Source organism: Treponema denticola (assembly GCF_024181405.1).
GTDB lineage: Bacteria > Spirochaetota > Spirochaetia > Treponematales > Treponemataceae > Treponema_B > Treponema_B denticola_D.
The window spans coordinates 1,702,899-1,727,292 of record NZ_CP051302.1 but is presented as its reverse complement, the minus strand read 5'-3'; the positions used below and the strand labels follow the sequence as shown (position 1 = coordinate 1,727,292).

Annotated in this window: 13 protein-coding genes; 7 read left to right on the top strand and 6 right to left on the bottom strand. The window is 40.0% G+C overall.

The window, feature by feature from the left end:
• Positions 1-241: 241 nt before the first annotated feature.
• On the bottom strand, positions 242-1,471 hold the full coding sequence (locus HGJ18_RS08120; protein ID WP_253695637.1) for an aminopeptidase: 1,230 nt from the start codon (positions 1,469-1,471) through the stop codon (positions 242-244).
• A 148-nt stretch (positions 1,472-1,619) separates the two neighbouring features.
• On the opposite strand from HGJ18_RS08120, the gene HGJ18_RS08115 reads away from it, so the two are divergent.
• On the top strand, positions 1,620-2,891 hold the full coding sequence (locus HGJ18_RS08115) for a dicarboxylate/amino acid:cation symporter (RefSeq protein ID WP_253695635.1): 1,272 nt from the start codon (positions 1,620-1,622) through the stop codon (positions 2,889-2,891).
• Here the strand turns inward: HGJ18_RS08115 and HGJ18_RS08110 are convergent.
• Positions 2,888-5,125, bottom strand: coding sequence for an ATP-dependent helicase (locus tag HGJ18_RS08110; protein ID WP_253695634.1), 2,238 nt, complete (start codon positions 5,123-5,125; stop codon positions 2,888-2,890). The two genes, HGJ18_RS08115 and HGJ18_RS08110, sit on opposite strands and share 4 nt — an antisense overlap.
• A gap of 182 nt (positions 5,126-5,307) precedes the next feature.
• Between HGJ18_RS08110 and HGJ18_RS08105 the strand changes: the two genes are divergently transcribed.
• The gene (locus HGJ18_RS08105; RefSeq protein WP_253695632.1) at positions 5,308-5,988 is read left to right on the top strand and encodes a SanA/YdcF family protein; all 681 of its coding nucleotides are present in this window, start codon (positions 5,308-5,310) and stop codon (positions 5,986-5,988) included.
• A gap of 70 nt (positions 5,989-6,058) precedes the next feature.
• On the opposite strand, the gene HGJ18_RS08100 is transcribed toward HGJ18_RS08105, so the two are convergent.
• A complete protein-coding gene (locus tag HGJ18_RS08100) occupies positions 6,059-7,609 on the bottom strand; it encodes an AbgT family transporter (protein WP_253695630.1) in 1,551 nt (516 codons plus the stop codon).
• Between the two features lie 157 nt (positions 7,610-7,766).
• On the opposite strand from HGJ18_RS08100, the gene clpB reads away from it, so the two are divergent.
• The 5 genes from clpB (at position 7,767) to HGJ18_RS08075 (ending at position 21,495) form a co-directional block, all read left to right on the top strand.
• Complete coding sequence (clpB, locus tag HGJ18_RS08095) at positions 7,767-10,346, top strand: ATP-dependent chaperone ClpB (RefSeq protein WP_253695628.1); 2,580 nt, start codon at positions 7,767-7,769, stop codon at positions 10,344-10,346.
• A 118-nt stretch (positions 10,347-10,464) separates the two neighbouring features.
• Entirely contained in the window at positions 10,465-12,363 is a 1,899-nt protein-coding gene (locus tag HGJ18_RS08090; protein WP_253695627.1) for an adenylate/guanylate cyclase domain-containing protein, read from the top strand.
• Positions 12,329-15,124 (top strand): FecR domain-containing protein, encoded by a 2,796-nt coding sequence (locus tag HGJ18_RS08085; RefSeq protein ID WP_253695625.1) that lies wholly within the window; start codon positions 12,329-12,331, stop codon positions 15,122-15,124. Before HGJ18_RS08090 ends, HGJ18_RS08085 begins: the two co-directional genes overlap by 35 nt.
• On the top strand, positions 15,114-16,307 hold the full coding sequence (locus HGJ18_RS08080; protein WP_253695624.1) for a fibronectin type III domain-containing protein: 1,194 nt from the start codon (positions 15,114-15,116) through the stop codon (positions 16,305-16,307). The genes HGJ18_RS08085 and HGJ18_RS08080 overlap by 11 nt, the downstream gene beginning before the upstream one ends.
• A 22-nt stretch (positions 16,308-16,329) precedes the next feature.
• The gene (locus tag HGJ18_RS08075) at positions 16,330-21,495 is read left to right on the top strand and encodes a right-handed parallel beta-helix repeat-containing protein (RefSeq protein WP_253695622.1); all 5,166 of its coding nucleotides are present in this window, start codon (positions 16,330-16,332) and stop codon (positions 21,493-21,495) included.
• Positions 21,496-21,518: 23 nt separating this feature from the next.
• Here HGJ18_RS08075 and HGJ18_RS08070 read toward each other — a convergent pair whose 3' ends face one another.
• The 3 genes from HGJ18_RS08070 to HGJ18_RS08060 all read right to left on the bottom strand — a co-directional run bounded on the left by HGJ18_RS08070 (position 21,519) and on the right by HGJ18_RS08060 (position 24,274).
• Positions 21,519-22,358: a cobyric acid synthase gene (locus HGJ18_RS08070; RefSeq protein WP_366793601.1), complete on the bottom strand. Its 840-nt coding sequence runs from the start codon at positions 22,356-22,358 to the stop codon at positions 21,519-21,521.
• A gap of 4 nt (positions 22,359-22,362) precedes the next feature.
• Positions 22,363-23,508: a CD0519/CD1768 family membrane protein gene (locus tag HGJ18_RS08065; RefSeq protein ID WP_253695619.1), complete on the bottom strand. Its 1,146-nt coding sequence runs from the start codon at positions 23,506-23,508 to the stop codon at positions 22,363-22,365.
• 112 nt (positions 23,509-23,620) lie between these two features.
• On the bottom strand, positions 23,621-24,274 hold the full coding sequence (locus HGJ18_RS08060) for a response regulator transcription factor (protein ID WP_253695611.1): 654 nt from the start codon (positions 24,272-24,274) through the stop codon (positions 23,621-23,623).
• Positions 24,275-24,394 lie beyond the last annotated feature (120 nt).

Here is a 24,394-nt window from a genome sequence, read left to right as displayed (position 1 = left end):
CCGATGAAAAATGTACTTCCATGTACATTTTTCATCTTAGAGTTTTAGACTTGCGTCTAAAACTCTCAAGGCTGGAAACACCGGCATCCGTGCCGGTTGGGGAATGTACATTCTGAGTCCGATTTTCATCTTATAGAAAATATTGTAAAGACAACAGGCTTAAGCCGTGAGGAAATTGAAAAGATCAAATAAATAGGGGAGGACAGCCTCCCCGGCTTGTTACAAAGTTTATGGTAAATTCTTATATTGCCCAGTTTCCGTTTTTTAGGATTTGAACTTGGGTTCCGTCTTTTTTTACGCCTATAACGGAAAGTTCGGGGCCGCCTACCATGAAGTCGACATGAATGATCGAATTATTCATTCCTATTTTTTTCTTGTCGTCATCGGAAAATTCTGCTCCGCCTTTTATGTTTTCGCTGTAGGCATTTCCTATGGCAAAATGACAGGAGGCATTTTCGTCAAAGAGTGTGTTTTTAAAAAGGACTCCGGTATTGCTGATAGGGGAATCGTCTGCGACTAAAGCGACCTCGCCCAATCGGCGGGCTCCTTCATCGGAATCTAATAGGGATTGAAGCACATCTTTTCCTTCTTTGGCATCGAAGTCTATAACCTTTCCGTCCTTAAAGGTAAAGTGGAAATCATTGATAATTCTTCCTCTTGCAGCCAAGGGCTTTGTGGCTTTTAATGTTCCGTTTACCTTAAAGGCATGGGGCATCGAAAATACTTCTTCAGTCGGGATATTGGCCATAAAGACATCACCTCTGGTGCTTTTGCCTGAGCCGCCTACCCAGCGATGCCCTTCGGTAAGATACACTTCCAAGTCTGTTCCCGGTCCCTTGTATAAAAGTTTTTCAAAGGCCATTTCGTTTAAAAAGTTTTGATGTTTTTTTAAGGCTGCATCATGTTCTTTCCATGCGGCGACCGGATCCTCCATGCTGACCCTTGTTGCATCAAAGACCTTTTCCCAAAGTTTTGTAATGGCTTGCTCTTCAGTCAATTCCGGAAAGACCGATTTTGCCCAAGCCGGAGTAGGGTGGGCTGCAACACACCATTTTACATGGTTTTCCATAGTGTATTTCATTATGGGTTTTGAAGCTATGGCTCTGGTTTTATTCCATTCCGAAACTTTTTTTGCATCTGCATTTTTTAAGAGCTCCGGATTGTCGGCTACTATTGCAAGGCGATGATAGTTATTTTTATAAGCCGCTTCCATGTAGTCGATTTTAAATTTGGGCATTTCCTTAAAGATGCTTTCGTCTCCATAGGCATAGCGGGCAAGAGTCATCTCATCATCCGAAAAATCATAGACAACATCCTTAGCTCCCATCTTATAAGCCTGTTTTGTAACTTCACGAACCATGCCGATTGAGTGTTCGTTTACAAGCACAAATATTCCGTCGCCTTTTTGTATATTAAGGCCGACTTTTAAAATAAGTTCAACATACTTTTCTATATTTCGTTTAAAATCCATAAAGTCCTCCAATGAATACTTATATGTCCGGTACTGTAACATAAATATAGAAAAAAGTAAATAAAAGCTTGAAAATTCGTTTATTCAATGGTAAGATTATAATAACTTTGACTAAGGTTTTCTTGGTCTTAAAAATAGGAGGGAGCTAATGAATAAAAAGCTCGTATGGATGATTTTTATAGCATTCATCCTTGGTTTGGTTGTCGGTATCGTTCTTTGGCAAACAGGCGTCGATGTCGGCGGTTATGTAACTTGGGTATCGCCTTTTGGAAATATCCTTGTATCTATGTTAAAGATGATCGTTATTCCGGTTATCTTCTTGTCTCTTATTTCCGGTGCTGCTTCTTTGCCGACAAAAGAATTCGGTAAGATAGGAGTTAAGGTTATAATCTGGTATTTTGTTACCTCATTGTTTGCAGCTATTGTAGGATCCTTTCTTGCCCTTGCCTTTAATCCGGGATCGGGAACTTCACACTCAGAATGGGCGAGCCTAATGAGCATGGGTTCAGTCGAGATTGCTCCGGCTTCTGCAGGCTCTCTTGCAGATGTATTTTTAGATATGTTCCAAAATCCCTTTAAAGCCCTTGCTCAAGGAAACTTCTTGGCTATCATTGTTTTTGCTATTGCATTCGGTATTGCTTTAAAAATAATTTCCGAGAAAAATGATGCAAAATTACAGGAAGGTGCAAAGCTATTTTTAAATATCGTTGAAACTTGTAAGGAAACCGTATTTAAGATGGTTGACTGGATATTGGCTTATTCGCCCATAGGTGTGTTTTGTTTAACTTCTGTAAACTTTGCACAATACGGTTCAAAACTTTTCGGCCCATATATAATGCTTACATTGGGTGTTGTTATCGGTATTCTCGGTATGGTCTTCGTGGTTTATCCTGTTATGATTGCCGTTTCTACCCGTAAGAATCCGATTAAGATTATGATGCAGATACGCGAACCCATGCTTACTGCCTTTGTTACCCGAAGCTCTGCTGCGACTCTCCCCGTTTCATTGAGAACGGCAAAAGAAACCTTGCACATAAGCGATAACCTTTCATCATTCGCTCTTCCCCTAGGCTCGACCGTAAATATGGACGGGGTATGTGTTCACTTACCTATGTTTGCAGTTTTAGCGGCCAATATGTTCGGGGCGGATATCGGTTTTACAGCTCTTTTGGTTTTGGTAATTACAACAGTCCTTGCCTCGGTAGGTGCAGGCGGTGTTCCGGGCGGCAGCTTAATGCTCTTATTCATTATTTTGCAGAATATGAATTTGGATCCGGGCCAGATTGCCATTATAGTCGGACTCGCCCTCGGTATCAATCCAATCCTTGATATGTTTGAAACGATGAACAATGTCGCAGGAGACTTGGTCTGTACCTATTGTGTTGCCGATATGTCTGATATGATTGAAAAGGACTCTTAGTCTTTTATTATTGTCATATCGTTTGCCTGATATTCGGGCATAAAGCGTTTTATAAGGCCGGTTTCAAATTGGATGTTTACCACAAGTTCTCCGCTTGAAATATCGGCCTTAATTATTGCCCCGTAGCCGTAATCGTCGTGATAAATTTTTTCTCCCTTCTTCCATTTGGAAAGGAGGGGATGTTCTTCTTTTTTTGTTCCAAAATCGGCAGGGATTTGTTTCCCGAAGCTGCCTGAAAAAGCAGAATAAGGAGATGAAGCCTCCGAGATATTTACGAGGTCTTTATCTATTTCGAAGATAAAGCGGCTTGGCTGGGTAAAGGTCAGGCTGCCGTATAGGCGGCGCGAGGAGCAGCTTGTCATGTAGAGTGCATCCTTTGCACGGGTGCAGGCTACATACATAAGTCTTCTTTCTTCTTCAAGCTCATCAAAGTTTCCGTTGTCGCGGGGAAAAACTCCCGTTTCAAGGCCCGTGATAATTACGTTTTTAAATTCCAAGCCCTTTGTGTTATGAATGGTGATGAGGTTTACGGAATCTTTTTTTTCTTCGGAGCCGGCAAGGCTTCTATCCAATTCGATGTGCTCTAAAAATTCGCTCAAACCCTTTACCGAAAAATCGTAAAGCGATGCTGTGTTTGCAAGCTCATTTAAGTTTGCCGTCTTTTGAGTGCCGGAAGCCGAGTCTAGCGATTCGTAATATTCGGCGAAGCCCGATTGTTTTAAAACCTCATAGATAAAAGGCGCCAAGCCTTCGCCCTTTGGTTCTTCTTTTTTAAAAAAGATGTCTCCTGCTTCTATTATGCTGCGTAATTCCTTTATTGTGTTTAAAAAATTCTTTAGGCCTTCTTTTGCTTTTTTTGTGAGGGAGACCGAATTCACGAGGGCAGACATAGCCGAGATATAATCGTCCTTGGACTCCAAACTGAGCTCATCGCTTTTTTGAGAAAACATAAGTTCTCGGGAAAGATCGATTAATTTTTTTTGAGTAATTTCTCCCACACCTCGTGCAGGCTTGTTTATGATACGCCTTAAAGAGACCTCGTCCCTTCCGTTTGAGATAAGGGCAAGAACGGCAAGAGCATCCTTTATTTCTTCCCGCTCATAAAATTTTAAAGTACCTATGACCTGATAGGGAATTTTTTTGTGTAAAAAATCCGTTTCAAAATTTAAGGATTGGGCGTTAGTTCTGTACAAGACAGCCCAGTCGGAATATGCTCCTCCGTTTTCGACTTCTTGCGATATAAGGCGGGCACAAAGTTCCGCCTCGGTTTCCTGATTGGGCAAAAAATAAATGTGAGGCTTTTGTCCCTTTCCTCTTTCGGCTACAAGGGTTTTACCGAGACGGCCCGTATTCTTTTTTACAACGGAATCTGCGACCGCAAGAATTTCCGAATATGAGCGGTAATTTTTTTCGAGCCTTATTATCTTCGTGTTTTTAAAAGTGTCGGCAAATGTTAATATGTTTTGAACTTCGGCACCGCGGAAACGGTAGATAGATTGGTCATCATCTCCTACAACACAGATGTAGGTGTTCTCTCCTGTGAGGACTTTTAAGAATTCAAATTGGGCTATGTTCGAGTCCTGATATTCATCGACCATTATTACGGAAAAGCGGTTTTGAAGAGAGGCTCTGATTTGCGGATTTTCTTTTAAGAGCATAACAGGAATCATGATAAGATCCCCGAAGTCTACGTTTCCGGTTTCTTTTAATCTCTTTTGATAGTCGGCATAGATTTTTGCAAACTCTGGATTAGGATCGACTTCCTGCAAAAGCGGATCATCGGGGAGAAGGCAATAATCCTTTGCACGCGAAATTTTTTTTATGATGCCGCGGGCTGCATTTTTTGTAAGAGCAGGGGAGGCTTGGGTTAAAAGGGAAAGAGCGTCGTCATCATCATAGATTGTAAAATTATGTGAAAGCCCTGCCCATTCCGCATACATGCGTAAAATCCATGCTCCAAAAGAATGAAAGGTTCGGATCATAGCCCGCTCTGCTCTTTTATCCAGATAAGATGCTCTTTCGGACATTTCTTTGGCGGCCTTGTTTGTAAATGTTACGGCGAGGATACGTTCAGGTTCGATATTATGTTCGGCAATAAGGTATGCGATCTTGGTGGTAATAACCCGAGTCTTTCCTGACCCCGCCCCCGCAAGAATCAAAAGAGGAGAACCCTGATGCTTAACAGCCGCAAGCTGCTCTTCATTAAGAATATTCAAATAATCCGGTTGAGCCAAAACAATCCTCCAAAAAAATTAAAAACCTTTCAGTTAAGCTAAGGTTTTGCATTGTACCACGTTTTTACGGATTGTACAAGGGAAGAATTGAAGGGATTGATTGATGGTGCTTTTAAACCCCGCATCCATACACATATTCAGTTTTTTATGGTATAATATAAGCCGTAGGAGCTCCCGGTTACATGAAATCTAAATCCATAAAAAAAATAGCCTTATGCATTATTTTTCTTTTTGCTTTAATTTTAATAGGAATTGTAAGTATAAACATCTACATGCTTAACTATTCAAAACCTTATATTTATAAAAACATTTCCGCCTTGCCGGAAAAATATGTTGTGATTGTCCCCGGAGCTAAGGTATATAAAAACACGGTTTCGCATGTTGTGAGGGATAGGATCGAAGCCGCCGTAAATTGTTTAAAAAACAAAAAAGCCGAAAGAGTTTTGATTTCAGGCGACCACGGAAGAAAGGGCTATGATGAGGTAAACAGAATGCGTATTTTTATGCAGGATATTTACGGCACTGATGAGAATCTAATCTTTATGGATCATGCAGGTTTTTCTACATATGAAACAATGTACCGTGCCCGGGAAATCTTTTGTGTTGAAGATGCCGTTGTGGTAACACAGGCCTTCCATACCGCAAGAGCCGTCTACATAGGAAGAAAATTAGGCCTCGATGTTATAGCCTATGAAGCTCCTGAGGTTTTAAGGTACAGCAGGGAAACCCGTATAAGCTGGGAAATAAGAGAAGCTCTAGCAAGGGTAAAAACCTTCTTTTTGGTAATGTTCAATGTAAAGCCTACATTTCTCGGTAAGAAAATACCGATAACTGGAAATGCAAAAGACACATGGGATTTTTAAAAATTAAAACCCCGCCCGGCCGTTTAAAAGACAGCAAGGCGGGGTTATTTTTAGATAATCGTAAAATCGATTAGATGTGGATAAATGCTCCGGGGCCGAGGGGCAGACCGAAGATGTACCAAATAATCATGAGGCCTATCCATGAAAGCAAGAACGCGATTGAATAGGGCAGCATGGTTGAAATCAATGTTCCAAGACCGGAATCTTCATCGTATTTTTTCATAAATACAACAATCATTGCAAAATAGCTCATCAGGGGAGTGATGAGGTTTGTACTTGAATCTCCGATTCGGTAAGCTACCTGTGTTAAAGCAGGTGAAAAGCCTAGGTTTACCATCATGGGAACAAAGATAGGAGCCATAATAGCCCACTTTGCAGAAGCCGAGCCCATGAAGAGGTTAAGGAAGGCCGAAATAATAACGAAGGAGATTATAAGCGGCAAGCCTGTAAAGCCGATGCTCTTTAAAAAGTTTGCACCGTTTACCGAAATGATTGTTCCGAGGTTTGTTTTTCCGAAGTAGTTTACAAACTGTGCAGCGAAAAAGCTCAATACGAGATAACCGCCCATCGAGCTCATAGCCTGAGACATACCCTTAACGAGGTCATGTGAAGAATTAATCTTTCCTGTTTTCTTTCCGTAAATAAGACCGGGAATCAAGAAGATTAAAAGAATTACCGGCAAAAGACCTCCGTGCATAAAGTTTGAAATTGAGCTTTCCCCTGTTTTGGGATCGATTTCTCTTAAAACTGCAAGACCGGGGAGCTTGGGAAGACCGAAAAGGCCGATAATTAAAAGAACTAAAACTACTAAAATTGAAATACCTGCAAGTTTGAGTCCCTTGTTTTCAACATCGGAAATAGGCATGTTGTCCGGCTTGTATGATCCGTTATATGTTCCTAAGTTCTTTTCAACAATTTTTTCCGTAACAAATGTACCTACAACCGTAAGAAGGAAAGTGGAAGCAATCATAAAGAACCAGTTACATGTCGGGTCGATAGCTATATCCATTCCTGCATTATGCAAGGCTTCAGCTGTAATACCTGTCAAAAGAGGGTCGATTGTACCGAGCATAAGGTTGGCAGAGAAACCTCCCGAAACACCTGCAAAAGCGGCTGCTAGACCGGCCATCGGGTGGCGGCCTGCATTAGCAAATACGATGGCTCCAAGGGGAATAACTACAACGTATCCTGCGTCCGAAGCGATATTGCTCATAACACCTGCGAAAACAACAACAACAGTCAAAAGTCTGGGGTGAACGCCTGAAAGAAGTTTTTTAAGAGAGGTATTGATAAGTCCTGTCCACTCTGCAACACCTACACCGAGCATGGCAACCAAAACCGTTCCCAAGGGTGCAAAGCCTGTAAAATTCTTTGTAGCGGTGTTTAGAATGTACCTAAGACCGTCAAGGTTTAAAAGCGATACAGCTCCGATAGTAACTTCTTTTCCCTTTTTTGCATCAAAGTAGGTAACGGGAGTGCCGTAGGCTTCTGCGAGTGCAGAAACGATGATTACAATGATACTTAAAATTAAGAAAATCATAGCAGGATGCGGCAGCTTGTTTCCGATCCTTTCAACTCCTTTTAGGAAGCCTGAAACTTCCTTGTTCTTTTTTTTATCCATGAAGAACTCCTAGAAAATGTATTTGCCTCTGTGAAAAAGGCAGTTTCGGCATTATATATGATGATTCAAAATATGACAAGTTGTCTTTCTTCAAATTCGTCTGATATTTTAAGATTAGATTGTTGATTTTTTCCCGAATTTTTATTATTTTTTATACATGAATATAGATAAGTATACAGTTAAGGCATCGGAAGCCGTTCAAGAGGCTTCTTCGCTTGCCCAAAGAGACGACCACAGTCAGGTTGAAAGTGAACATCTTTTGTATGTTCTTTTAGAACAAGAGGACGGAATTGTTCCGCCTTTAGTAGAAAAAATCGGAGTAAGTCCCGAAAGTCTTTTGGATGACCTCGATAAAATGCTTGACAGAAAGCCCCGTGTTACGGGACAGTCCGCTCAAACTTATATTTCGCCCTTACTTGCAAAGGTTTTTGCAAATGCCGAAGGCTATGCAGATAAATTAAAAGACGAATATGTTTCTACCGAACATCTTTTACTCGCTCTAAGTGAATCTAAGGACGAAACGGGAGAACTTTTGCGTTCACGGGGTATCAATCTAAAAAATCTCCTTTCTGCGCTTAAAGAAATCCGCGGAAACAACAGAGTAACAAGCGAAAATCCCGAATCTACATTTAGAAGTTTGGAAAAATTTTGCCGTGACCTTACACAGCTTGCAAAAAACGAAAAGATAGATCCCGTAATCGGACGGGATGAAGAAATAAGGCGGGTAATGCAGGTTCTTTCCCGCAGAACAAAAAACAATCCCGTTTTGATCGGAGAACCGGGAGTCGGAAAAACAGCCATAGTCGAAGGCCTCGCAAGGCGTATCGTTTCAGGCGATGTACCCGACAGCTTAAAGGGAAAAAGACTTTTATCCCTCGACCTCGGAGCCTTGGTCGCAGGAGCAAAATTCCGCGGCGAATTTGAAGAAAGATTAAAGGCCGTAATTTCCGAAGTGCAAAAATCCGAAGGCCGAGTCATTCTATTTATCGACGAGCTTCACACCCTTGTAGGTGCCGGAGCAAGCGAAGGCTCGATGGATGCTTCAAACTTATTAAAGCCGGCCCTTGCCCGCGGAGAGCTCAGGGCGATAGGAGCCACCACCTTAAACGAATACCGAAAATACATCGAAAAAGATGCCGCCCTTGAACGCCGCTTCCAACAGGTTTACTGTCCCGAACCTACGGTTGAAGACACGATAGCAATTCTGCGCGGCTTACAGGAAAAATATGAAGTTCATCACGGGGTACGCATAAGGGATGAGGCCCTCATAGCGGCAGCTGTACTTTCCAACCGTTATATCACAAACCGCTTTTTGCCCGACAAGGCAATCGACCTTGTGGATGAGGCCGCAAGCCGCCTTAAAATGGAAATAGAAAGCCAGCCTGTTGAACTTGATCAGGTTGAGCGCAAAATTCTTCAATTGAATATCGAAAAGGTTTCTATAGGAAAAGAAAACGATACGGCCTCAAAGGAAAGGCTTTTAAAACTTGAAGAAGAATTGGCAGAGCTTTCTTCAAAACGGAATGCGATGCAGGCCCAATGGCAAAACGAAAAGTCCCGCATTAACGAATCCCGCAAATACAAGGAAGAATTGGAACAGCTCCGTATCGAAGAAACCAAGTACAGCCGGGAAGGAAACTTAAACAAGGCCGCCGAGCTAAAATACGGAAAAATTCCCGAGCTCGAAAAAAAGATAGCTGCCGTTACTGCCGAGCTTGAAAAAAAAGCCGGTCAGCAGGGACAGCTTTTACGCGAAGAGGTTTGTGAAGAAGATATAGCCCGAATCGTTTCAATGTGGACAGGTATTCCCGTTGCAAAAATGCTTGCAAGCGAGATGCAAAAATTCTTACAGCTTGAAAAAGTTTTACAAACCCGCGTCGTCGGACAAGATGAAGCCGTAAGGGTGGTTTCGGATGCTATAAGAAGAAACAAGGCAGGTCTTTCCGACATGAACCGTCCCTTGGGAAGTTTTTTATGTATAGGCCCCACCGGTGTCGGCAAGACCGAATTAGCCAGAACCCTAGCCGACTTTTTGTTCAATGACGAAAAAGCTCTTACCCGAATTGATATGAGCGAGTACATGGAAAAACATTCCGTGAGCCGCCTGATAGGAGCACCCCCCGGATATGTGGGCTATGATGAGGGAGGCCAGCTTACCGAGGCCGTAAGACGCAGGCCCTACAGCGTAATCCTCTTTGACGAAATCGAAAAAGCTCATCAAGATGTGTTTAACGTCTTTTTGCAGATTTTGGATGACGGGCGTCTTACCGACGGGCAGGGCAGGGTAGTCGATTTTAAGAACACAATTATAATTATGACCAGCAACATAGGTTCCGAGTATATATTGACCGCAAAGGATATGGGAAGTATAAAAGAAGAAATTACCCAAATCCTCCGCGATAATTTTAGACCGGAATTTTTAAACCGCATCGATGAAATCTTAACCTTTAACAGGCTCGAAAAAGAGCATATACGAAAGATCGTCGATATTCAGCTGAGGTCAGTTGCAGAACGCTTGCAGGCCCGCAGACTAGGCTTAAAAGTTTCGGATAAGGCTAAGGATTTTCTTGCAGACATAGGCTACGACCCTATGTTCGGTGCCCGCCCCCTGAAGAGGGCCATACAGGCCGAGCTTGAAAACAAACTCGCCCGCGAAGTCCTCGAAGGCAAATTCCCCGAAGGAAGCACAATACTGGTTGACAAGGGGGATGAGAGCCTTATCTTTAAGAAGGGGTAAGAGGATGCTCAGTCCTTGTCTTTAAAAAAAGAATATAGCTTGAAAAAGACTGTAAATTATGATAGTATCTCGGCCTGAGGGAGATATTTAAAGTTCGTAATTACAGGGGTTATAAGTAATGAGTAGACAAGAAACTGGGCAAACTAAGGTAAGGTTTTCGATAGGAGCAAAACTGGTTGTAATTATATCTATTTTGATTATCCTATCCTTGGGCGGAATTACGGCTTTAGTTACATGGTTCGGCCGCTTGGATGTTCAGCTCACGGCTGAAGAAAACAACCGAACTGTAAACAAACAGGCGGCATCTTCGACCGAAAAAGACTTGACGGCATTAAGAGCCAATGCTTCTTTACTCTTAGATATGCTTAATACAAATGAAAATTCAAGCTCTTTTTCGAATCAGATATCGTCCTTATATTTCGAAAAAAATCCCTATGTAGCGGCAATACTGGTTACGGACTCCAAGAGAGAAGCCGGTGTGGAAACAAAACTTATAAGTTCCCGTTTTTTTGCTTCAAATGATATTGATTTTGACTTGGTAGATAAATTTTTGCTGCAATCAAAGGATTCCTTGCTTCAAGCCGAAAAAGGTATAACTCAGGTCTTAAATGCCGCTTGGCTTTTTGATATGCCCATGCTGGTTTTTTTCTACCCTTATACCGAAAAGGGTTTAGCTCAGGGATTGGTTGTTTTCTTTTCGGCCGAAAAGCTTTCAGAAAGTTTCGGCGCCGGCACAATGCAGACAACATATCTTGTTAATAATAAAGGTGATGTGCTTATTCACCCTGACTTTAATCTTGTTAAAAACAAAGCAAATGTAAGTAATTTTCCTCTTTTTACACAGATGCGGGAAAACGGCGATAATGACAGGCAGGTTCTTGTAAAAGATGAGGACGGTAAAGAATATTTCGGTTCATATAACAGGCTGTCATTGGGAGATCTTGCAGTTTTAACGAGTGCCTCGGCAGATGTTCTTTTGGAGCCTGTAGAAAATACCGCAAAAAGGAATATCTATTTAAGTATAATTGTTTTGTCGTTTTCCGTAGTCTTTGTATGGTTCTTTTCCAAATCTATAAGCCGTCCGGTAAAAAAACTTGCTCTTGCCGCAGATGAGATAAAGCAGGGTAATTATGAAATAGACTTAAAAGCTAAAACTAAGGATGAACTTGGGCTTTTGACAACAAGCTTCGTAGAAATGGGGAAGGGTCTCGCCGAAAGAGAAAGGCTAAAAGATTCTTTCGGCCGCTTTATAAACAAAGAAATAGCCGAGCTTGCAATGCGTGGAGAATTGGCTCTTGGAGGCGAGACAAAGGAAACGACTATATTCTTTTCGGATATCCGTTCTTTTACGGCGATTTCGGAAAAAATGGATCCGTCTGAGGTTGTAGAATTTTTAAATGAGTATATGACCTTGATGGTAGACTGCGTAAATAAAACAAACGGAGTTGTAGATAAATTTATAGGGGATGCCATCATGGCTGTATGGGGCGCTCCCAGATCTACAGGTAATCCGGAAGAAGATGCTTTAAACTGCCTTCGTGCAGCTCTTAAAATGCGGGCTGCGCTTATATTTTTTAATAGAGGCCGCGGAGGAGATAAAAAACCTATCATCAGAATAGGCTGCGGAATAAATTCCGGAGCAGTGGTTGCAGGGCAAATAGGTTCTCATGAGAGGATGGAGTATACGGTCATAGGGGATGCGGTAAACACGGCTTCAAGAGTCGAAGCTTTAAATAAACCCATGGGCACCGACATCCTTATTACCGAATATACTTATAATTTGGTAAAAAATCATGTTGTTGTTGAAGAAATGCCCTCAGTTACCGTTAAGGGAAAAGCAAAACCTTTACGGGTTTTCGCCTTAATAAATATGCCGAATGAAACAAATATTCCCGGTGCCGGATTAAAAGGTCCTAAAAATTTAGCACAAATAAGGAAGGTGTTGGGAATCCCTACTCCGGATTTTTCAAAGGTAGATGTAAATGAAGACGAAAAAAAATACAAGATACAATCCTAAAATTGATAATAAATTTGCCGACATCTTTGTTGTTCTCATCTCATTATTGATAGCCGGTTCTACCGCATTTTTATTTTGGAAAAATTTAAACAAAACGCTTGATAGGGATAAGCCTTCGATTGCAATTGTAAGTTATAAAGAAAAAAGTGTTCAGCGCAAATTTATAGACAGGGCTGTTTGGGATAGACCTGCTCAGTATTCCCATGTATATAACGGGGACACAATCCGTACTGCATCGAATTCGGAAGCGACTATTTATTTTACCGATAAAAGTACGGTAAATGTCGGCGAAAACACTATGATTCAGATTTTTAAGCCTAAGGACGAAAAAGATGTTTCAGTTCAAATAAGTGAAGGAAATGTTTCGGTTAAAACCGTGGATTCTAAAATGCTTGTAAAATCAGGAAATGCTTCGGTTGCTATCGAAAAAGAGTCGGTTCTTCATACTTCAAAATCCGGAGAAAATCCGATAAAAATTGCAGTCGAAAAGGGTGAAGCCTCGGTATCTAAACCTGCAAACGTTCAAGCGGAAAATCCTTCCGAGTCTGTTCTCGAACCTTCGGTTTTAAAAGCCGGAACGGTTTTGGTTGAAGACGGTAAGCCTTCCATTACCATGATAAGTCCGTCTTCTTCCGAGAAGATTTTTAATTTCAATAAGGATGGAGAAGCTGTAGATGTTTTGTTTAGCTGGCAAAGTTCTTTTCCCGAAACAGAAGACCTTATATTTGAAATTTCTCCAACACGCAATTTTAATGCCGATACCGAAAAAGTTCAATTAAAGGGCTTGAACAAATTACAGCGAAGTATTTCATCAGGGAATATTTATTGGAGGCTTTATTCTTCGACTCTGGGACCGGAAGATATTTCGGCGGCAAATGGGAAGCTTAACATTGCCGATGCTCCTCCTCCTAAACTGCTTGAGCCCGTTTTAAATGAAGAATTTTCTTATATAAACGATTTACCTGCGATAAGATTTTCTTGGGAGGGAAACTCTGCCGCTTCAAATTATTTGATTGAGCTTTCAGATAATGATTCGTTTAAAAATCCGAAAATCAGCCGGATTATAAATACTTCGTCGGTAAACCTTAACGGTATTGAAAACGGAAAATGGTACTGGCGTGTTGTCCCTAATTATATTACGGAAGAAGATTTTTTTCAAACTTCCGAGACAGGTGTCTTTTATGTTCAACAGGCAAAAAATAAAGAGACTATTGTTTTATCCGGTTTTCAAAATATGAGCAAGACGCCTGAAGGGAGTAAGGTTTTCTTTTCTTGGCCGTCAGTGCCGGAGGCAAAAAAATATAATTTCCGTGTTTTTACGGATGAAAATATGTCTAACATAGTTTTCGAAAAAGTATTAACTTCAAACTATTTTGAAATAAAAGATTTTGAGAAAACCCTGCCTTCATCGGGCTATTACTGGAATATCGAAGCTCTGGATAAAAATGAAATTTCATTGGTTTTAAGCAAACCCGAAAAACTAAAAATCGACGGAGAAGAAATTTTTGTCCGGTCAATTTTTCCTCCCGACGGTTATATTATTGCAGACTCTTTTTGCAAAGATACAAGGTTTACATGGAAAACAAATACAACTGATGAATACTTTTTTCAGGTTTCATCATCGCAAGATTTTAATAAACTTGAAGTCGATAAAAAAGTGACCGGCTCTTCGGCAGAAGGTATCTCATTGGAAAACGGTGAATGGTATTGGCGTGTTTTAGCAAAAAACAAAAACGATTCTATAAAGAGTGAAACAAAAAAGCTGATTATTGTTCCGCCGCTTCCCAAACCGGAATTTATAAATTTAAAAAATAAAATAATTATTTTACCTAAGGGGGAAAATAAATTTAAGTGGACGCAAGTTCCTGAAGCAGACTATTATCAGTTTAGGATTACCCCTGAAGGATTGAATCAAAAACCGGTATATGAAAACTCATATATTACGGGGACTGAAATTGATGTAGATATCAAATCTATTGATGACGGTTCTTATATAATAAGTGTTCAAGGTTTTACATCTTTAAATGAAAGAGCCGGCAAAAGATACGGGTTTACTGCTGACAGTAAAGTAGACTTAATGCATTTAAAACCTGTTGAACTTATATATCCTAGTGAAGGTATGAGCATTAAGGGTATAGATGCCGTTTTAAAGCCGGATGTTTTAAAATGGTCTTCCGTTGAAGACCCTGAAGATTCGCAGTTAATTTTGATTAAGGCAGGAGAAAAAAAGCCTGTTCTTTCTATAAAGAATCCTGAACAAACTGTACAATTACCGCCTCTTGAGGCCGGTAAATATATATGGCGGGTAATCGCAAAAACTGCAAAGGGCTTTGATATTTCAAGCCGAAAGGATGCTTCATTTAAGATTCTTTCGATTCCTTTATTAGAAGCGCCGGATATACTTATGCCTAAGCAAGATACGGTATTGGATGTCGATTTTTTTAAAAATAATCGGAGCATAAGATTTGTTTGGAGTAGGAGCCCTGAGGCTACCCATTATCTTGTAAGAATATATAATTCTTTAAAAACGATTTATAGAGAGAGTGTTCCTCAAACCGTCTCGGGCAATATTGAATTAAATTTTACAAAATTGAATTTGTTGTCGCGAGGTGTGCTTTATATCGAAGTAAAACCTCAACAAAAATTTGACGGAACCAATATCGTTCAAGATGGAAAAACTGCCGTTAAAAAATTTAAGATAGAATTACCTCAGTCAAAAAAAGTTTCTACTGATGAAACCGGAGTTATGTATGGTCAATAGAATATGTTGTGTTTTATTTATTTTACTGTTTTGCAGGCCTGACTATTTATACTCTCAAGGAGTTGAGGGTGCAATTAACAATGATTCAAAAACTCAAAAAAGTTATTTTATAGAGGAAGGAAATGAAGGCTCTTCTTTGTACCAACACTTGTCATGGGAAGCAATAGACGACATATTGGGTTATGAATTTTTACTTGAAAAATATCAATCCGAAAAATGGATACAAATAGACAAAAAAACTTTAAAGAAGAATTCGATAAATGTTTCATTAAAACCGGGTAAATACCGTTATAGGGTAGCAGTTATTAACCTTCTCAATCAGGTGGAAATTATAAGTGAATATAGAAATTTTGATGTACGTGTTGCATATCAGCCTGAAGTGCTATCCTTATCCATTGACTCTATATATTTTGATGAGCCAAAAGCAGATTATATTATAGTTTCGGGAAAGAATATATTTCCTGAAACCGTATTTACATTGACTAAAGATAATGAAACTCCGGTACAATGTGATATTATAGATTCCGATAAATCGGGTAAAAAAATTACAATTAGACTTAACTTTTCAAAATTAAAGGCCGGAACCTATGTTCTTACGGCAAAAGATCCCAGCGGTCTTTATGATAACTCAAAAACTATAAATTGTAAATTTCAAAAACCTATCGATATTTTTCTTTCTCTAGGTTATACTTTTAGTTTCTTTGTTAAAAATGAAACTCTTTACAAGTATTTTAAATCCAATATTTTCCCCTTAGGAGGCTCTTTAAGATTTGCTTTTATGCCTCTAAAAAGGGCATATGGGCATTTCGGTTTAGGTTTAGGCCTTTCTTTAATGCAGCTAAAAAATAAACCCGATTCATATATATTAAAAGCCGGTTTTATTTTACCTCAGGTTAATTTTGTATATATATTTCCAATAATTAAGCGAAGACTTAATTTTGATTTGCACCTTGGCGGAGGTGTTGCATCTATGTTTCAGGCAAAATTTGAATATTCGGGAACGGATATCAAAAGTCCTCCATATTGGTTTTGGTGTCCTTCCATTAATGCAGGAACGGCCTTGCAAGTTTATCTTTATAAAAAATTATATATTGAATTAAATTTAGAACATACTTTTCTATTTAGAAAAGATTTCCCGAAATATGTAATTCAGCCCTCTCTTTCTTTAGGTTGGGAATTTTAATCTATAGGAGAATTAGAAGATTATGAAAAAAATTTTGATTAACTTTTTGACCTTCTTGTTTTTGTTCAGTTTGATATCATGTAAACAGTTGATTATCGGAATTGAAGAAACTTTTTCATATTGGACAGATATAGCAAATATAATCGGAATTGAAATTCCCTCAGGAGTTCCGGTTGACGAGGACGGCTTTTTCTCCTTGCCCTCAGGCGAAGATGCACACATTTATTTTAAACTTCATAACTCCCAAAAATTTGAATTTTTAATGCCCAATGATACGGGCGCTCCGGCTGACATTATCATCTTTGATAAAAATGTAAAAGGACAACACGGCGGGAGCCCTGAGGCGGGAATAGATTATTCTTTAGTTCAAAAAGCTTTCGATAAACTCGAGCTTACTTATACAAAAGAATTTTTACTTAAAAACGAACAGGGAAAAGCGAACCTCAATCCTAAAATAAACCTGTATAATAAAAGAGATAAAAGAAGGTTCGAGCAAAATTACAATTATAAACTTAGAGCTAACACGGTTCCGCCTAAGCCCGAATGGCTTACTACAGGAAAAATACAACAGGGTTCGGATTGGTATTATGTTTTAATCTTTAAATTTGAAAGCATTCCACAATCCATAAATCTTCATGGTGATATATCTGAGGTTTACCTGACTTTGGCAGGTCTCCAAAAAGCTCCCATTCCAATAAAATTAACAACAGAAGGCTTCGATGTGAGCGTCTCTCAGGAGTTTCTTATTCCTCCGGATGAAATAATCACGCCTTTTGCAGCAACAGGTTTTCCGCAGATTCCTGCTGCAAATTCGAATGAAAGAAAATGGGTACTTTGTATCAAAACCGAAGTAAAAATCGGAGAGAGTTTGAGCTATGAGGCCAAGGTAAAAGATTGGAAAGGTCTTGTTTCTGAGGAAACCTCGGGTATAACCAATTTAGCAAAACTTCCTGTTCCGCAAATTTCTTACGATTCCGGAATGAGTACATTAATAACCTCCGGAGTCTATACGGATAATGAAAGTGCATTGAGCACCGGAACAGCTACGAATCCGATTCACATATCTTCATGTTTTGGAAACACTGTTGTACTAAAAGCTCATAATACTGCTTATCCTTCTTCCGGTGTAACTATAGATGCTGAGGTAAAACTGTCGGCTTCTACTCCGGCGCCCTCAGATTTTACAGGGCCTAAAGGCAGCAGCCAACAAAGCGGAGGTATTACAAAGATATTACTGGACCCGATTCCGGGAGTGGATGAAATATACGAGGTCAAATTAAAGGCAAGAGGGCCTAATTATACCGACAGCGATGAAAAGACTTATTATTATAAAATAAAAAAGGAAGTGCGCTCCGGTAATGGTTCATGGCAGATTCTTAAAAAGGCTGTAAACCTTGTCTCTGCCGGGGATACTGTTTATATAAACGGGCATATAGTTTCAACAAATGAAGCAGATAACTCGGGAGAAATTGAGGTACGCGAAGACATAAATATCCAAGGTCTAAACGGAAAGGCCGGTGACATCATCGATGCCAATAAGGACGGTTCTAATAAACCCGGTACCCTTCATCGAATATTTACGATAAAAATCGGAAGAACTTTAAACTTGACAGGCCTTACACTTCAAAACGGAAAAGCCGGCATAGGCGGAGCTGTCATATCCGAAAACGGATCGGTTTTAACTCTTAGCAATACGGATATCAAGGATTCGGAAGCAAGTACATCAGGAGGGGCTATATATACAGGCGGAACTTTAAATATTAATGATGGTTCCGTCATAAGCGGAAACAAAGCTCATCAGGGAGGCGCCGTCTACAATAACGGAACTTTCAAAATATCCGGTTCTGCAAAAATCACTATTGACCCAACCACGAACGATGTTTATCTTCCATCAGGAAAGGTAATTACAGTTACCGGACAATTAACTGAAGCCAATGTCGCCAGAATAACACCTGAAGCCAATACCTATACTGAGGGTAGAGAGGTAGTAAAAGGAGATGGCTTCACCTTGCCGAACACTTATGTATCCAAATTTAATTTGACGCCTAAAGCAGGTGAAAATTGGCTGATTCAAAAACATGATACACAAAATGCTCTTGTACTAAAACAACAGATTACTGAAATTACGAGCTGGCAAGTACTTCAAGATGTTGTAACTGCAGCAAATTCCGGCGATACCATAATAATAAAAGGACACATAAAGGCTGGAGACCATACCCAACAAATTTCAATAGATAAAAATCTGACCATAACAGGTTCAACCGGAAAGGCCGTTGATATTATAGATGCAGACTCCAAGCATCGCATATTCGAAGTAAAGGAAAACAAATCTCTTACCGTGAGAAACATCACCCTTCAAAAAGGAAAAGTTGAAGGAAGTCCTTATGAGGCTACAGGCGGGGCTATAAAAGCCGGAAATGGCTCGGTTTTAACTCTCGACAATACCGATATAGCAGATTCTGAAGCCGGTATGGCAGGAGGAGCTATATCTTCAACCGGTAATATTGATATTAAGGGTAATTCTATAATAAGAAACAATAAAACTATTTCTCCGAACGGTTTAGGAGGAGCCGTCTACAATAGTGGAACTTTTAAAATATCCGGTTCTGCAAAAATCACTGTTGACCTAACCAAAAACGATGTTTATCTTACTACAGGAAAGATAATCACAGTTACAGGCGCACTAACTGAAAACTCTATCGCCAGAATAACACCTGCAGAAAATCCCTATACTGAGAGTAGACAGGTAGTAAAAGGAGAAGGCTATATCTTAAATGATGGGGACATATCCAAATTTAGTTTAACTCAGAAACCCGGGCAAACTTGGTCGCTTCAAAGGGATTCCTCACAAAATGCTCTTGTACTAAAAAAAGAGATTACTAAAGTTACGACATGGCAAGGACTTCAAGATGCCGTAACTGCAGCAAATTCCGGCGATACAATAACCGTAAAAAATACTCTTACAGCAAATAATAGTACTTCAGAAATTTCAATACGTAAAAACCTTACAATCGAGGGAGAAGGTCCTTCGGCTGTACTCGATGCCAATTACAAGCATAGGATATTTAAGGTTCATAACGGGGCAACTCTTAAATTAAAAGATATAACTCTTAAAAAAGGAAAAGATGATATAGGGGGGCTCGGGGCAGGAGTACATGTAACAGGAGCATCATTAGAACTTGAAAATGTAACTATAACTGAATGTAAAAATAATACAAATTCAGGAAAAGGCGGCGCAATTTATATAAGCAGCTCTTCTGATGGGCGATTATGGATAAAGGGTTCATCAAAGATTGTATCCAATGAAGCAGAAAAAGGAGCCGGAATTTACATTACTACCAATTCAGGGGAAAACATAATTGAAGGCTCTACCGAAATAAGCGGTAATACTTGCACAAGTAACGGTAAAGGAGGGGGTATATATCTTGATAAAGGAAGTCTTGTTTTACAAAATAATGCACAAATATTAAATAATGAATCGAGAGTCGGTGCTGACGGTGGAGGAGGTGTTTATATTTCGGACCACGGAACTCTTACTATAAAAGGTTCTTGTATTATACAGGGAAATAATGCAAAAAAATCTGACGGAACCATTGTTACAGGCAATGGCGGAGGTATATATAATTCAGGTACACTCATAATGGAAGGCGGAGAAATAAAAGAGAATAAAGCAAAACTGGGAGGAGCCGTCTACAATAACGGAACTTTCAAAATCTCAGGTTCTGCAAAAATAGTCCCTTCTGCTGTACCCGATGAAAATACCCTGGGAAAAAACGATATTTATCTTCCTGCAGATAAGGTAATCACTGTTACAGGCTCACTAACTGAAACCCCTGTTGCCAGAATAAGTCCCGTCGCCCCATACAATGCTAGTAGATCGGTAGTAGAAGCCTCTTCCGGAGTTACTCTTGCAGATCAAGTATCGAAATTCAAGGTTACCGATGATACTGATGGTAAAAAGTGGAGAATCAATGCTGCCGGACAATTGGAAGAAGATAATCAAGGTAAGACTGTTACAACTTGGGCAGAGTTAAAAACCGAGGTTCAAAAGATCAGTGGAGGAGCTGAGCTAATTATAGTACAGGGTACGCTTACTGCAGGTGGTGTCTCTGATGAAATTAATGTGAACCGTAATGTAACTATTAAGGGCAAGGATAGTTCTGCAACTCTTAATGCTAATGAAAAATGCAGGATATTTAAGGTTGATGATAAGGCTATACTTAAACTGGATAATATTAAATTAACTAAAGGTAAAGTAACAAATCAGGGTGGTGGAGCTATAAAAATATTAGAGGGTGAATGTATAATTACCAATACCGTTATCTCCAATTGTGAAGCAAAAGACGGCGGGGCCATCGACATAGATCTTAAATCAGGAGGAGAAAAAGCTCACTGTACTCTTAAAATTGGAACTAAAATAGAATATTGTAAAACAATATTTACCGGAGGAGGAGTTCGGATATATGGTGATAAGAGTAAGACTCTGCTTACTATGGAAACGGGGTCTTCTATATCATCATGTACGGCTGATACTAATGGCGGAGCTGTATGGAGTAAAGCAACATTTAATATGACAGGCGGCTCCATTGAAGAAAATATGGCAGGCCTCTCTAATTTAACGTCAACCATGGTTGGATCCGGAGGCGGTGTTTTTAATGGTGAGGGCGGGATATTTAATATGAGTGGAGGTAAAATCATAAAGAATAAGGCTATTGTCGATGACTCCAATTCTTTTGATAATAGCGGTAATGGAGGAGGTGTCTGTATTCATAAAAGTAACTTTACAATGACGGGAGGTATTATAGGAGGTGATGAAAATGGAGAAGCAAATATTGCTACAAAAAAAGGCGGAGGAGTTTTCCACCTTGGAAATAAATTTGAACTTTCAGGCAATGCCAAAATAACACCTTCAAGCGGTACAGATGAGTATACACACGGTAAAAATGATGTTTATCTTTCCAATAAGAAGAAAATTAAAATCATAGGCTCCTTAACTGCCGGTCAAAATCAGGCCGCAAGAATTACCGTGCCTGATGCTAATTATACTGAAGGGAAACTAGTACTGGAAGGTGATGCTACTGTTAATCTTTCAAATGAAGCTAAAAAATTCAAAGTTACAAAGAAGGAGACTCAAAACTGGTATGTGGATAATGATGGGAAATTAACAATTACTGCCCCTAGTCCATAGAAAGCTGACTTTAAAGCCGGGGCTTAAAGCCCGGCTGTCTTAAAAATAAAATCCATATCGCTGTTCTCTTCGATGAGGGCAGCGAGTTTATCCAGCTCTTTTTCGAGCTCGGCATCGCTTTGGGCTTGGGTATTGCATTTTTTATCGTCGTCTATGAGGCTGTCCTCATCGGCAAGTTCCAAGTGCATGTAGGGAATAGTTGCTATCACAGGAATCTTTACGAGGTCTTCAATCATCTTGATGCCGGGATCTAATAGGCTCTTATCTCCGCGGAATTTATTTATGATCATGCCATTAATTCTTTTTCTGTCTTTTTCGGGGAGGAGCATTACGGTTCCGTAGAGCTGGGCAAAGACGCCGCCCCTGTCGATGTCGGCAATCAATAGAACGGGAGCGTCGGCCATCTCGGCCATGCCCATGTTGACAATGTCGTTTTGGTTTAGGTTTATTTCGGCAGGACTTCCTGCTCCCTCTATGACCACAATATCGTTTTCCTTTTCAAGTTTTTGAAAAGTTTCCAAAATCATAGGTTTACAGGTCTTTTTATACTCAAAATATTCCCTCGCCTTCATCTCCTTTTTTTCTTCCCCCAAGATTATAACCTTAGAGCCTACGTCCGTTTTAGGTATGAGGAGAATCGGATTCATTTCGGGGCGGGGCTCAATACCGGCAGCCCTCGCTTGAAGGGCTTGGGCACTGCTTATCTTTTTTCCGTCAGCTGTGGTAAAAAAAATCGAAGACATGTTTTGAGATTTAAAGGGAACTACTTTTAAGCCCTTCTTTTTAAAGATTCTGCAAAGGCCTGTACAAAAAAGGGACTTGCCCGCAGAGGAGGTAGTCCCTTGAATCATTATGCTTGCCATCAGTTTAGAGCACAAAGGCCATAAGGTGGGCGACAAAGCCTGCAAAGAGGCCGCCTATTGTGTGGCTTAAAATAGCCTTGCCTGTCATCTCCTTTGTGTCGAGGGCATCCATCATTGCGATATGGGTAGAAATATAACCGCTCCAGCACATGCAGATGGCTGTAAAGACTGCTATATCGTTTGCATTTATTTTTCCTGCTAAAGACATTTCTTTTACAATGCCGAGGGCTGCTCCTGTAGAACCTAGTGCCGTAATCGGAACGGAGATAGCTTCAGGGCTGCTGAAGCCATACATAGGATTCAATATAAAACTTAGCTTTTGACCGAGCCATGGAAGAACAGCAATTCCTTCTCGGGCTCCTCCCGTATATGTACCGTCGGCACTTGGGCCGTTTGTAAGCATTATGACTATTGTGCAGATAATTACTACGCCAGGAATAATAGCCAAACCCATGCTGACTCCGGATTTTCCGCCGTAAAGCATGGCCTGTATAAACCTTCCTCCCGGGCCGCCTGCTATAACGGGGCGCATTTTTTCGGGGATGGGCTCAACTCTTTTTGTGGAAACAAAGGCTTCCGTTCCGTAGCGTTTTTTTGAAAAGTAAATCATCAAGCGGACTGAAACTATACTTCCGGCTATGGCTCCGACATTTCCGATTAAAGCTGCCGGAACTGCCGATTTTATGTTTAAGCCCATCATTGCCGTTGTGGTAATCAAGCCCATACCGAAGGCTGTACCGAGGTTTGTAAGGGCAGGAAGCTGGTACTGTTTAAAATAGCGTCTAAAATTATCGTCATCGGCAAGGGTTAAAATTGCGGGATTATCCGATAAAAAGCAGTTTAAGATACCGAGGGAGGAAGCTCCCGGTAAGTCGTACAAGGGTTTCATCAGTTTGGACAAGATTTTGTTAATCAAAGCAATGGTTCCGAATTCCGAAAAAAGACCCGAAATAGCTCCAGCCAATACTGCTACAGCCATTAGATACAAACAGATATTGATAAGCAAATCAAAGCCTGTTTCCATCATGGTCTTAATCATATTTACGCCGCCCATAACCGAGCCGACGCCGAAAAAGAAAGCAGAAAACAAAGCTAAAAATATAAAGTTTTCCGGTCCAATTTCTTTCTTAAATAAAGATTTAGTTTCCATTCTAAATGCTCCAAGAGTAAATTATTTTTGGATTATATTCAAACTAAAGTTTTTTTTCAAGCGGGGGATAAATTAACGATTATAAAACGATTGTAAATTGAAGATTAGGAATTTACACAATCCCGTTTTTGAAGGCAAAGGCGGCAAGCTGTGTTCTATCAGAAACAAAGGTCTTATCGAATATTACCGAAATATTGTTTTTTATTGTACCTTCCGAAAGTCCCTGTTTGTAGGCAATCTGCTTGTTTGAAAGCCCTTCCGAAACAAGCTTTATAATTTCTATCTCCTTTTGGCTTAAACCGAACTCGTCTTGAATTTCAGCCAATGGCCTTATAACTCTTTCTTCTGCTTCTTCATGATTTTCAAAAAGCATGGTTGTTGCGACTTCAGGATTTATAACGATGTTCCCTGAAATAGCGGCCTTGATCCCGTCATAGATTACGTCCGGCGAACTGTCTTTTAAAAGATAGCCCGATGCTCCGTATTGAAGGGCTTTTTGAATATATTCGGTATCGTTAAAGGTTGTGAGAATCAATATTTTTATATCAGGGAAACTCTTTTTTATTTTTTTTGTTGCTTCTACACCGTTACATTCCGGCATCCTTATATCCATGAGGAGAAGCTCAGGATTTTTTTCTTCGCATATTTTTAGTGCATCGTTTCCGTTGCTGCCTGTTGCAATAACCTCAATATCGGGATAGGATTGAAAGATAATTTTTAGTCCCTCGCAGATGAGCTTTTCATCGTCTATAATAGCTATTCTCATAAGCTTAATATAACACAGTTTTGCCGGGGAATCAAGAATGCACCTTTTTAAAAGCTCTTTACAGACTTAACTTTTTTAATTAAAATTAAAAAACGTTTATTTTAACATTTTAAGAGGTAT